The sequence below is a fragment of the Paenibacillus sp. J31R109 genome, assembly GCF_059692055.1.
In genome coordinates this window covers 328,065-341,728 of the sequence record NZ_JCAUAR010000005.1, presented here as the reverse complement: position 1 = coordinate 341,728, position 13,664 = coordinate 328,065, and the positions used below count along the sequence as shown (strand labels likewise).

General features: G+C 46.5%; 4 protein-coding genes. 1 reads left to right on the top strand and 3 read right to left on the bottom strand.

What is annotated here, in order from left to right; all coding sequences use genetic code 11:
- The first annotated feature begins 92 nt into the window (after positions 1-92).
- Complete coding sequence (locus AC58QT_RS16610; RefSeq protein ID WP_497409971.1) at positions 93-4,589, top strand: golvesin C-terminal-like domain-containing protein; 4,497 nt, start codon at positions 93-95, stop codon at positions 4,587-4,589.
- A gap of 305 nt (positions 4,590-4,894) precedes the next feature.
- Here AC58QT_RS16610 and AC58QT_RS16605 read toward each other — a convergent pair whose 3' ends face one another.
- The 3 genes from AC58QT_RS16605 to AC58QT_RS16595 all read right to left on the bottom strand — a co-directional run bounded on the left by AC58QT_RS16605 (position 4,895) and on the right by AC58QT_RS16595 (position 13,546).
- Complete coding sequence (locus tag AC58QT_RS16605) at positions 4,895-6,781, bottom strand: FAD-dependent oxidoreductase (RefSeq protein ID WP_497409970.1); 1,887 nt, start codon at positions 6,779-6,781, stop codon at positions 4,895-4,897.
- Positions 6,778-7,488 (bottom strand): hypothetical protein, encoded by a 711-nt coding sequence (locus tag AC58QT_RS16600; protein ID WP_497409969.1) that lies wholly within the window; start codon positions 7,486-7,488, stop codon positions 6,778-6,780. The genes AC58QT_RS16605 and AC58QT_RS16600 overlap by 4 nt, the downstream gene beginning before the upstream one ends.
- 223 nt (positions 7,489-7,711) lie before the next feature.
- Complete coding sequence (locus tag AC58QT_RS16595; protein WP_497409968.1) at positions 7,712-13,546, bottom strand: cadherin-like beta sandwich domain-containing protein; 5,835 nt, start codon at positions 13,544-13,546, stop codon at positions 7,712-7,714.
- Between the last annotated feature and the right edge of the window lie 118 nt (positions 13,547-13,664).

Sequence of the window (13,664 nt, the reverse complement as noted above, 5' to 3'; positions counted from 1 at the left end):
CTTCATGAGGCAAATTGTATGATGTAATCGCTATCATCAAGGAGGAAAGGAGAATATTGGGATCACAAATAACTTATTAAGAGGAGGACTTTATGTATAACCTTACATCTCGTTGGTTTATATCTTTCCTCATCATGACCCTGCTCACCGTCTGTATGCCTGCCACGCTAAGCTATGCTGCAACTGCAGAGAATCCAGACTATACACTTCTGTCTGGAGATCTCGTTATTGACAACAGTGATACCGGTCAAGTTACACTAACGGGTGCCTGGTCCGCCAGCACTGCCGCCGGCAGTTATGGCACCAATGCACTCTACACAGCTCCCTCCAGCAGTAAGGATCGCTCTGTGACCTACACGCCTAATGCACTTGCAGCAGGACATTATAATGTCTACATTTCCTATACTTCAGCTAACAACCGTGCGAGTAATGTGCCTGTGGACATCTATCACGATGGTGAACTTACCTCTGTTAGCGTCGACCAGAAGGTTAATGGCTTTCAATGGGTATCCGTGGGTACCTACTATTTCTCCGCTGACGGGACTGATTTTGTACGAATTAAGAATGCGGGAACGCCAACTTCTGGAGATGGCTATGTCATCGCAGATGCCGTTCGTTTCTCTCCCAACACCACCGTCTCCCCTCCCACTGCATCCTCTCCTCAGTACGGAATCATCACGGGTGATAAAATTATCGATAATTCCGATGCATCAGGCGTAAGTCGCATTGGCTTCTGGTCAACTAGTACGGCAGCTGGTCGTTACGGAACCAACTCTTTGTACACAGCCCCTGGCGACAGTAAAGACCGATACGTAGAATACAAGCCACAAGGGTTAGCTGCTGGGAATTACAATGTGTATGTATCTTATGTGTCTAGTACGAATCGAGCCAACAATGTACCGATAGAAATTGCACATAATGACGAGACTCATGCCGTGACGATCAATCAGCAAATCAATGGATTTCGCTGGGTTAGGGTCGGTACTTACTATTTTGCAGGCGATGGTAATGAGGTTGTCCGCATCAAAAATGCAGGTACACCCGCTTCCGGTAATGGGTATGTCATCGCAGATGCTGTTCGCTTTTCTCCCAATAGTGTCGTGCCGGTGCCGCCTCCCAAGCCAGATATGAAGCTAAGCAACCTCACCGTAAGTAAAGGGAAGCTAGGGCCAGTCTTTGATTCCAACACGATGACGTACACCTTAAACGTACCCAATACCGTCAGTAGTCTTGCCCTCACTGCAATAACAGCAAGCTCCTCAAGCGAAGTAAGCTTAAGCATTAGTGGAACCGTTGCTACCTCAGGCACCGCTAGGACCATTTCACTTACAGCAGGCGCAAATAACGTGCCGATTGTCGTCACTGCGCTTAACCAGCCAGCTTCCAAAACATATACACTCACAATTAACCGTGCTTCAGCGACAAGCTCAGATGCGACACTTAGCAGTCTAAAGCTGAACAAAGGTACTCTTTCGCCTATTTTCCATCCGAATACCACTTCGTATAGCGTAGCTGCCGGTTATAGCCTGTCATCTGTGACGATTACTCCGTTCGCTAATGCGGACAGCTACCAAAACATAACTGTTAATGGGGTAACCGTAGCCTCTGGCTCCTCAAGCAGCGTCAACCTCGCTACAGGTGTTAACACCGTAACGATCGTTGTCACAGCGGAAAATAACACAACCAAGACGTATACGCTGACGATCACAAGAGCTGCATCTACGAGTAACGACTCCGCGCTAAACAGACTTGCGCTAAGTGAGGGCAATCTGCTTTTCCAATCTGCTGTGACCAGTTATCAATTAAAGGTAAGCAGTCTTGTAGATAATCTACGAGTCACGCCAGATGCTCGCTCTCCCTTCTACTCGTCCATAAAAGTTAATGGGACGACTGTGGCTGCCGGGACGGGGAAGGATGTAACACTGGCTACCGGCGTCAATACCGTGACGATTGAGGTAACAGCTGAGAACGGTACATCCAAAACAACGTATACCGTTCAAGTCGAACGCAATACATCTGCAGGAGAAACCGTAGGGCAAGCCGGCATAACCCGTGAGCCTATTGCAAGCAGAATTAACCAAGCGGTAATGATGTTCGCAGGTAATCATGAAGCCTATTTAAATAATGTGCGCAGAGCCATGGACTTGAATAGCGATGCAGTTAAGCCTTTTAAGCAGGGCAATCTCATTTATGTTCCGCTCAAATACACAACAGAAGGCTTAGGTGCAACTTCTACAGCTGCGAATCCGGTCAGCATGACGGTAACCCGGAATAGCAACGTGTATGTTTTTACAGCGGGAAGCTCTCAAATTAGTGTAAATGGTCAGACCACCGCTATCCCTGCCCCTGTTATCGCACAGGCTGGACAATTGTTTGTCTCTGCTGAGACCATTTCTCAAGTGACAGGAAGCAACGCCTTTCAGGATAGCAGCGGCCTTGTCATCTTTAGTTCTACGGCCACTATATTCCAGTTGCCTGGCGAACAAAGTCTGGTTCAATACATCATAGACGGATTCCGCTATCAATGGGGCAATGTTGACATTTATCCCGGCGGATTCGTTACTGGCATGGTCATTCACCCTACTGTTGCCGACCTTAAATATGTGCGAACAGATGTAGGCGGTGCCTATCGTTGGAATTCCGTCAGCCAGCAATGGGTCCCACTCATGGAAAACTTCGGAACGAATGAATTAAACCTACAAGGCATAGATGGCCTTGCCGTCTCTCGTACCAATCCGGATATTGTCTATGTCGCAGCGGGTATGTACGGCAATAAGCCATCAGAACCTCATGATGTACTGAAATCTACCGATCGAGGTCAAACTTGGCAGCGTACGAATCTGAATAAACGCTTTTATGGGAATAGTACCGGAAGCGCTGGAGATCAAAGGTTGGATGGTGAGCGCATCGCCGTTGACCCTTACAACGCTAATATTGTGTACGTAGGTACGCGGTATGATGGGCTATGGGTAACAACCGATGGCGCACAAACATGGAGCAAAGTGACCGCTATTCCTTCAGGAAACTCACCGGCTGGCGTAACCAACGTTGAGATCGATTACAGTGCAGGCTCCGTGAGCGGAAAAGCAAGTACGCTTTATGTAGGTGTAGAGGGTAGTGGTGTGTATAAAAGTGTAAATGGTGGGGTGACATGGACCTCCACGATGTCTTCACTAACTTCTGGACCCGTATTCCCTCGTCGAATGTCACTTTCTGGTGATGGAAATCTCTATGTCACCTCCATAACCGGACTAAATCGAGAGAATCTGGCAGTAGCCACGGCGCCAACCAACGGTGTGTTTAAATACAATGGATCGACATGGACGGATGTAACCCCATCAGCAAGTACAGGAAAACCATTTGGTCCTATCGCTGTTAAGCCTGGTTCGCCTGGCACACTCGTAGCCGTAGAAGGTTATTACGAATCCTCCAAAGTTTACCTTTCCACGAACAGCGGTGCATCATGGACTTATAAGGGTGATTCCTATGGAGCTAGTTCTCAGTTCCTCTTCGATCCGCACCATACGGAGGATCTGTATGATTTACATGGGTCTGGTATTCATAAAACGCAGAACATTACGACTCAGGCTATCAGTTGGATCGAAGCCGGTTATGGGATTGAAGAGCTGTGCGCCTTAAAGCTGCTGTCGCTTCCTAATGGCAGATTGATTATGGGGACTTTGGACAGAGGCGGGTTTTCCACAACCGATATCAGTACACCAGCTACACGATTGACTGGCCCAACGACAAGCGAGAATACAGCAATTGATTTCTCCGAGGTTGATCCCAACTACGTGTTCCGACTTGCCAGCAGCCAACTTGGTGAGACGCCTCGTGCATCCTATTCCACCAACGGCGGACAAACATGGACGGAAGTCACCTATCCTTATGGCTTTGGCGGCAGTGTCGCGGTCTCTTCACAAAAACAGGCTAACGGCCTGCCACTCGTTGTCATTTTCACGAATGGTCACACGCCTAAGCTATCTAGAGATTTCGGCCAGACATGGGAAGATACCGTTTTCTACGGTGTTCCAGCTCCTGTGTATACCGGCAATATCTACAACTCCCGACGTTATAGTTTGGAAGCTGACAGAGTGAACGGCAATGTCTTTTATCTGTACGATACCGTAGTGGGTACATTCTATAGCAGCAAGGATGGGAAGAATTGGACGCTTCAATCCAACGCCCAATTGCCAAGCAATGGCTCTTCCGATATCGCTGGGGTACGTGCAGCGCCATACCTTGCAGGCGAAGTGTGGGCCAGCGCAGGTGATAGCGGCTTATTCCGCTCCTCGGATGACGGCCGCAATTTTACCAAAGTTGCTGCTGTTCAGGAAGCGCTTCTCTTTTCTTTTGGCAAGAATGCCACGGGCAGCAACATGCCGAGCGCCTATGTCTATGGCAGAATAGACAATCAGGACGGTATCTTCCGTTCCGATGATCTTGGAATTACTTGGACGCGCGTCAATCATGACGCCTACCAGATTGGGGATGATCCGAAGTCGATGGTCGGCGATCGGAACCAATATGGTACAGTCTATGTCGGCACGGGAGGCCGAGGTATTTATTACGGCCGTCTTTTGCCTTAACAAAAAGCAGGGACCCTAGGGTATGGACTAGGGTCTCTGCTTTTAATTTATGAATGAGAACTTGAAGGAGATACTCGAATTTTCCGAGTATCTCATCGATTTTCGGGCCTGCGTGTTCGTTTTACTCGAATTTTTCGTGTATCTCCTTGCTTTTCGCACCGGCAGGCTCCCTTTACTCGAATTTCTCGAGTATCTCATCGCCTTTCGGCCAAGCTCGCTCACGTTACTCGAATTTTTCGTGTATCTCCTTGCCTAACACAATCAAAAAGCAGGAACCCTCGTTTATGCACAAGGGTCCCTGCTTTTTATGAATGAATACTTGCCTCCGTTACTCGTGCTGAACCACAATATGTAAGCACATAATTCCGGATATTCTCGACGGATTCATACTCGAAAGTCAGCTTCGGCATCGTCGTAATATGAAGTAAATGACGATCATCTTTGAAGCTATCCAGTAGACTTGTTTTTACCGAATCATCCAGCTCAGGATGCTTCATTGCAATCTTAATTAAAGAAACTGCAGCATGAGAAATCACTTGATAATACAATTCGTTAAAGTTTTTGCTCGTGTTAAACTTATAATTAACTTCTTTTATGACATGGTATAAATCCTTATCAAATTCTGTCACATCACACAAAATATCTTGCAGCATCGGCACACACGTCTTGTCTCCTAACTTGCCTAGGAGATAAAGTGCAATGGCAGTGCGAAACTGATTCGTTCGACGGCAATCTTTGTAATAGTAAGCATCTCGTTTGCGAACGATCTCGTGTAACACAGGAATTGCCGAATCTTCACCAATAATTCCAAGACTGATTGCAGCTCCCCAACGAAGCCAATGATCTTCGGCAGCCAACCATTCTTTTAAATGCGACGTGATCTTGTCACCAAGCAATTTACAAGAATAGATCGCGATACCCGGCATTTCTGTTGCAAGTTCTGCCTTGATTGCCGCTGGGTCCGTCATCCAATGAATCTGCTCCTTACGGAAGGAATCATCAAACCAAATCCCTTGGTCATGATCGTCGGCGAGACAACCGCTCCTCTCAAGAATATCCTTAATCTCTCCATAAGGCACACGCCCCGTTTCCACTCCTTGCTTAGCTGCCAAAGCCGCTACAACGCCTGCACTCTCGCCACACTTCTGCATATCTCTCTGCATACGCAATAAACTGGCCACATCATGATCCATACCCAGATGGCGTCCGGCTGCTAAAATGCCTTTAAACCCTTTAGGTGTCAATGAGCGAAGTGAAACGGGAACAGAAAAACAGGCTGTACTCAAATTAGCTGCCACATAAAGATCCTGTAAAGCTTCTGTCTCCAGCATATTGTCTTTGCCGTGCTTATCAAAATCACAGTATCCGTAGAATAAAGGCTCATCCTCTTTCTCGCAAATGATGACCTCTTCCATTGTAATATTTTTTTCTGCATCTATGACTCTGCCTTCTCGAATGCCTATGAAAGGAGCAAAGAACATAACGCGCTTCTCGTCATCGCTAAACTCCTCCAACAGTTGACTAGCGTGAGCCTGCAAGATCCCCTGCGTCAATTCGAAAGGATCATAATGATTGACATATCCACAATCGTGATTGGTTCGAGTAATCGTTCCTTTATGATGTAACCATACTTTTACACTGGTAAAAGGTCTACTCATCCCGTCGGATTCCCGCCCTTGATGCGTTGCACATCCTGCCAATATACATACTTCTGAGTTGGCAGTAGCATCAATCACTACGTTGCAAGCAACATTCCATTGCCGACCATCTGAGAATAAGGATACGCCTTTTACTGTATTCTCCTCTACAAATACCCCAGTCACCGTGGTTTCAAGTGAAAGTTTCGCACCAAGCTCCGTGATTCTGTTTTCTAGAAAATATTTCTTCGGTTCTACTCTGTCCAAAAAATGAGCTCGACCTAAACGCTGCGCCTCATCATCAATATTGATATGCATGCCTCCAGCCAGACCATAGTAATAGCCTGACACATACCCCATTGTGCCCATGCCGCCAATGCCCATAAGGCGATCTACGCCAAGAACGGATGCCCCCTGAGCTGCTGCAGAAATAACGGCAAGCGCACCAGCTGTGCCTACACCTGCTACCAGTACATCTACTTGTTGATCAAACGTTATATGAGCAGCAGGCGTTTCGATTATTGCACCATTAAGTTTGCGGCGATAGATCATCATGATACCAGACTCCTTCCCAGTTGGACGCCAGCATTTATGCTTTCATCCAGTTCTGTATAGCAAGCTGCGGGCCATACAAAGTACCCCTCATCCTCTTTACGTTCGCCACTCGCCACCCGATCCTCGAAACAGAAAGCAATTGCCGCTACTTTCCAATTACTCAGCTGTGTAGGTCGAGCAAGCCAGTGCTCTATTAACTTGTGCCGCGCTTCAGCGACGGTCCATTCCAATTCAGCATCTAATTTTAAAATCGCTGTGCTATACGTTTGGTTATGGTCCTCCCCCACAATCGTGATGCCTGGCCAATCCACCTGAGGGACAGCATCCCCTTCTTGCTGGATAATCAGTGCATTCAACGATTTCCCCAACATCTCGGTCTCTCTCTCTGTTGTCGTATCGACAAGCAGCTGCGTTTCCACTTTATGGAATCCAGCTGTATTGAGAATTTCCAGTTCATAGCCACCATTTTCTTGTTTCGTGATGGAAACGACTTCTGTACCTAGAAGAATATCGGTGTTCAGATCTCTAAATTCCTTATAAAAGGACGCGCCATTCGCATAAATTTCTGGTTTTTTATAGGCATTAACAAAATCATAAGCCACCATTTCCGTTTTGTTGATAATGAGTGCTTTGAGACTAGACTGCACTGTCTTCGCCAGTCCCAGTGCGGTAGTTGTCGCCCCGATAATTATCAGATCGTACTGCATCCATTCTCCTCCTTCATTCTGTTAGGCTTACATGGTTTGTATGTTCAAACACTTTTTTATCTTCTACCCATTTATACCAAATTGCTTAACAAGATGAATTAACAAATCAACGATGACTTACGTAATTCTACTGACATTTTGGTAATCAGGTACAAGTACGCCTCCGAAGCATAGTAGCTGCGGAGGCGCAATGGACCTCTGTTTAACTTATTAAGCATTCACCTTACTTTTCTTTCTTGTCTTTATCTTTATCTTTATCTTTGTCCTTATCCTTGTCTTTATCCTTGTCCTTGACTTTATCCTTCTTATCCTTCTCCGCTGCCACTTCTCGCAGGATCGTCAAAATATAGCTCTTTACCGTTATTGCATCTTGCGCAGTCACCGCGATTGAAACGGTATTCAACCCTTCATCTAGGTTTACAGTCATTGGAGCGCCTGATCCAACCGGCTGACCGTTTACAGAAAGCAATTTATACACACTAGATGTTACAGTTGGCGTAATCGTCAGATGCTCCACAGCATGACTCACCGTCACCGCATATTCCGTAACTTGCGGCTGAAAGATGATACTGCCAGCGTTTAGAACAATACTGCTCAAGGAGGCATCATCACTGAGAATAATTTCTGGTTCCGGTGCAGGGGCCAGCTCTAATTGACCGAAACCTGCTGGATTCTTGTAATTATCCATTGTGCCGTTCCAGGCAATAATGGACTCCCTGTTGCCATTGGCGTTGTTGCCATCGTTGTCAATATTATCTACATCAAATCCGATAATCTTTCCTAATGCGGCAGTTGTATTTAAATTAGCCCATGGAATTAATATCTCCATCGTATAGCCCTCTTCAGTAATCTGCCGAGCAAACTGGATGCCCGTACTGCTCTTATTCCCGCCTACCTTGACAATGTTCCAATCCATTCCGAACATAAGCTGCTTGTCATAGGTACCGTACGTATTATTCCTATTGTCATCTGGACTGACATAGACCTCCAGGGAATCACCTTGGTACACCGTTGTTGGATGATTGACCAACTGTTGATCTTTTACCTTAAATCCTACATAGAGATTATTCTCATCCCACATCGTGCCAAAATACGTGATATTATTGGGTCTGTTTAAAAGTGGTTTCCCCATCAAATGAGGAAGGTACCAATCCTCTTCAGATAACACTCCATCTACGGTTACTGTGCTGTCCGTGAAAGGAGCTTGTATCTTCGGTATGATCGTTTCTTCAGGCAGCGTATACTGAATCGCGACATCCTTTGGCATCGCCTCGTTGCCTGCCTCATCGACTGCCTCGATGCGATAAGTCGTTAGACCTGGCTGCAAAAACAGCAAACGCTCAAACGTCCGATCAGGATTCAATTCGACAGGGTCTCCATCGATGAAGACGGTTGACTTTTCACTCACAGAACCATGAAGCAAGTAATAGTCATGATCCGCCGTAACGGTCTGCGCAACCAGATTAATAACCGGAGACACACTGTCCAGTGTCAGATGGAAGGTAATCGGCTCAGCAGATTGATTGGCACTGTTGACAGCAGTTACCTCAATAGCCGTTATCACGCCTTCTTGCAGGTTAATCTCCTTACTAAAAGTCAGATCCGGTCCTAGCGTTGCTAGCTGCCCGTTCACGCGAACAACCGCAGACGTATTCGTTATGCCTTTCACCGTATAAACGGCTTGATTGGTATACGTTGGCGACGCATCCAGTGAAATACCAACATAAGTGGCATCATAACGAACGTTAATGATGATGGGGACTGACGCGTTGCCTGCGCTGTCCACGGCTTTTACAGAAATCGCGTTATCTCCAGGTGCTAGCTGAATGGTTTGGCTAAACGTCCCCTTCTGCATTGCTGGATATGCTAAGTCATTCACATACAGCGTGGCATCCTCACTGAGTGTACCAGAAACGGTATATAGCGCATTCCGCACCGCATAATGAGCATCTTTGACTACAGAAGTGTGGGATTGGTCAACTGTCAGCTTTGGCGGGACATCGTCTGTTTCAAGTAGATGACCATAGTAAATTCCACGTCCGCCTGTTCCAATGTAGACTTTGCCATATACTTTACGATCACCCACCATCGACTTCGGATCATCGGCTATCTGATAGGCATCATGATTGATTCGCGTCCAGGTGGCTCCCATATCATCGGAGCGGAATACCCCAGTGGCATTATTAATCCGCCCGTACACGTAGGCAGAAGGATTCGTCTGACCTGGCTTATTTTTACCGAATGAGAAAAGTCTTGCTTCCTGAACATTACCAAGCTTGGTGAAGTTCTTTCCATAATCGCTGGAACGATAGAGACCGCCTTTATTCGCACTAGCCCATACTTCACCCGCTACGTAAGGTGCGGCTTTCACTCCCGCAATCGTCGAAGCATCATTCTTAGGAAGAATGGCCGTGGATTCCAGCTTCCAGTTCTTCCCGTTCGTGCTGGTATACAATTTGCCCGCTACAGTGTCAAACAAATAGAACGTATCACCTGTTACGCGATCTGCCTCTAACCCATATCTGCGGGAAGTAAACGTAGTTCCTGTGTATTTAGGTGCTGTAACACCTTCGAATAAAGTATCCTCCCAAGTAAGACCAAAATCTCGGGATAGTTTAGGTGTGTTGTTATTCGTCCAGGCTACGACCAAAGGCTTGCCATTCGCCTGTTTGGTTGAAGATACGGCTACACTGCCCCCGATACCGTACGCAAACGGAGTCCCAGGCTCGTTCCACGTCATGCCACCATCTGTCGAATATGCCGCCCTTGCAGTCGCACCAGCTGAGGAGCTCATGAGCCTAAATACATAGTTCGGGTCGCCTTCAGAGAAATCTAGCGCTGTATTCTCACTAGATTCAGGTGTTAACCGTATTGCCGGAACTGTTATATCCGTCGATGTAAATCCTCCGCGATCCAGCGTTCCCATGATTAGTGTACCGTTAGGAAGAGAAAGCATCTTTGTCGCACATAATTCTTCAATACCGTTACCCGCTTCGATCCAAGAAATGGATTGCGTAGCAATATTCATCGTCTTGTGAATTCCGGATCCGTGAAGATCGTACAAGGCTTCTGGATGCAGCGGATCAAACAGAAATTGTGAGCTCGCTCCCACGGAATTTCCTCTCTGAACCCAGCTGGATCCTCCATCCGTAGAAACATAAACTTTGGAAGAACGGTAATACCCTTCAACAGCTACCACGAGATTGGGATTCGCTGGATTGACGGCTACCGGACCAAAAGGCAGATTTTTGCTAGCCGCAGGCGTAACGTTAGACCATACCCCAAATTGATATTTAAACACACCATTCGTAGGCGCTGAAGTCACATTAAGATCACCACGATTCAAGCCTGTAATTGAAGTAACATACACAGTACCATCGCTTCCAATGGCCATTCGCCGTGGATATACTGCGCCAGAGGTCAAATCGGTCATCGTAGATTCCCAGTCTTGCCCCCCATTCGTACTCTTATATACGCCTTTCCCTTCGACACCAATGTAGATCACCTTGGCTCGGCCATCGATCATCCCTGCACTGTAATCAAATTCTACGTTAGTGACACCTGCTGGTGCTGTACCAAAAGGAATAGCTCCTACTTGCTCCCAATTGGCCCCGCCATCTAATGAACGCCATAATCCGTCGTAACGTGTTCCGACATAGACAATTTGGCTATTATATGGATCCACTTGAATTCGTTCACCATCAAGACGTTGATCTCCTGAGCTGCCTGTGCTATTGCCAAAAAAGCGTTTATTGAGCCCCGTTCTGTGCCAAGTTTGACCGCGGTCTGTCGATTTAAGCACGTCGTGAGGTTCCGTTGTTTTGGTGCCGTACATCCCAGCTGCCACATAAACAATGTCTGAATCGGTCCGGGACACCGCGATACCGTCAACCCCAATCAGATTCAGTTCATCTAATCCAAAGCTTTCCATAAGAGGAACCCAGGTCTGACTTTCAGGATTCCATCGGTAGGCACCGCCTACATCCGTTCGTACATATTTCAATTCTGGTTCCACGGGGTGAAACACCATACCAGTTACAAAACCGCCAGGATATATTTTCACATTTCCCCATTCATACAAAAAACCATTGACCAATTCATCCACCAATGCAGCTTCCAAAGGTAATATGAATAATTGAGGGGTGTTGCTAACAATCACTAAGCCCCTGCTGTCCTGAAATAAGGATTTTTGGAAAACATCCGCCACAGTCTCTGCTGTAACAAAGAGTTGACCTTCATTCAAAAGCACTTCAGCAAGAATAGCTCTCGATTGACCGTTCACTACAACCTGATTGCTTCCTCCTGTAAAAATAGCAGTCACTCCGTTATAGTTCGCAGTAAGGGTATTGGCACCTTGAGCCCAGGATACTTGCGCCCCTATCCCTCGCGCCATATACACAAGTGGCACATAGATATGACCCGCTTCTCGGAAAGGTTTGATCAGACTATTATTTAATTCAATTGCCGTGCGAACGTTATTCGTGTAAGCTTCGTTCTGACCTACAAACAACGCAACAGCTTGACTAAGTTTTGGCGCAATTTGCCCGTTGGCAACTCCCGTTTGTCCGACAATTTCCCCGGGCGTTGCAGCCTTCGTAATCCGCAGCGTATAGGTTTTCGTCGACACCATATCTTCTGCTGTGACTTGAATGGATACGACATTGAGTCCTTGCGAGAGAACCGTCGAGTAGGGATTGCCTGAAATGGCAGCAACACCGTTTACCGTCATGCTTTTGTACGTGGATTGAGCGATAGGTGTGATCTCGATGTTCTGGATCATACTGCTGACAGACACATTGTAATCCGTTCGTTCTGGCTGGAAGGACATAGAGCCAGCGCTGATCCACAATGCGCTTAGCGTCGCATCATTGCTGGACGAAGCGACACGGTTCACCTGCAGCAGATAGGTCGTTGTCGAATCATTCTCAGCCGTTACCGTAATCGCAATGGAATTGTTACCGACATTCAATGGTACCGAATATGTGCTGCCCGATACCGTGTTACTCCCGTTTACTGTCAAACTTTTATAAACAGAGGAACTCACCGTTGGGGTAACATCCATGGTTGATACTAGATTGCCAACATTTACTTGATACGTATGCACATTGGCTTGAAATATCGGATCAAGCGTCCCCGGATTAATGGATAAAGCTAGTAATTGACTGTCACTGCTTACTTCCTCCGTACGTGTAACCTGTATCGTATATGTCTTGGTAGATAGTGGGTTAGTTATTGACGTCACCGTAATGGTAACCGAATTGGCTCCAGGATTTAAAGAAATAGAAGTGGGTTGTCCGGAAGTTGTGGGAACACCATTAAGTGTTAAAGCTACACCTGCAGAATCCGCAGCGATTGGCGTGATGTCCACCGAAGTGACGCTCGAACCAACAGTGACGGAGTAGCTAGTAACGGAAGACTGAAATCCCGGCGATAACAGACCAGAAGATAACTGGATGTCACTTAATTTCAGATTAGGGGGAGCTGTAATGCTCGTGTTCGGGGAAAAACGAATAGCATCGGCAATCGTAAAGCCGGTTGCGGTAGTGCCGTCACCGTTCTTTCGTATTTTGACAAACTCCGTGCCATCGCCTGTAAAATAATAACTGCCTACTTTAAACCAATTCTCATTCCCATTTTCTTGCTGATTAACAGTAACCGTATGGGTTTCCTCATTGTGAAATACATCAACCAAGACATTATTAGCCCACGTCGAGGACCGCTTGTAGGACATATATACATCATAACCGCCTGGTGTCAGTGCTTTGGCTCCCTTTGGTGTGTATTTCACAAAAGCTCCGTCCGTAGTCGATTTCGGTGCAGATAATGCCGTCGTTCCATAGACAATATTTCCTTGTGTGCCTACAGCATTCCAAGGGCTTCCGCTTCTGGTGACGTACGTAGTGCCTGCATTGTCATCAATAACAATATCGTTCTGATTTAATTGCTGATTCAGGTTATCATCATACACACCTGCATAGGCGATTCCTGCTAGGGTTCCATTCGTAATTGCCCCCAGAAACAACACTACAATCATAAGACGGCATAGCCAAACTTTCATAATTACGCATCTCTCCTTTTGGATTCACAGACTGTTAGCGTTTTCATTATAGCCGATTGATTCGTAATTAAAATAAACATATCTATGCTTACTTTAGAAAATCTAAGGATCTCACGCC

Coding starts and splice junctions, on each gene's coding strand:
- AC58QT_RS16610 (WP_497409971.1), top strand. CDS start 93: ATGTATAACCTTACATCTCGTTGGTTTATATCTTTCCTCATCATGACC.
- AC58QT_RS16600 (WP_497409969.1), bottom strand. CDS start 7,488: ATGCAGTACGATCTGATAATTATCGGGGCGACAACTACCGCACTGGGA.
- AC58QT_RS16605 (WP_497409970.1), bottom strand. CDS start 6,781: ATGATGATCTATCGCCGCAAACTTAATGGTGCAATAATCGAAACGCCT.
- AC58QT_RS16595 (WP_497409968.1), bottom strand. CDS start 13,546: ATGAAAGTTTGGCTATGCCGTCTTATGATTGTAGTGTTGTTTCTGGGG.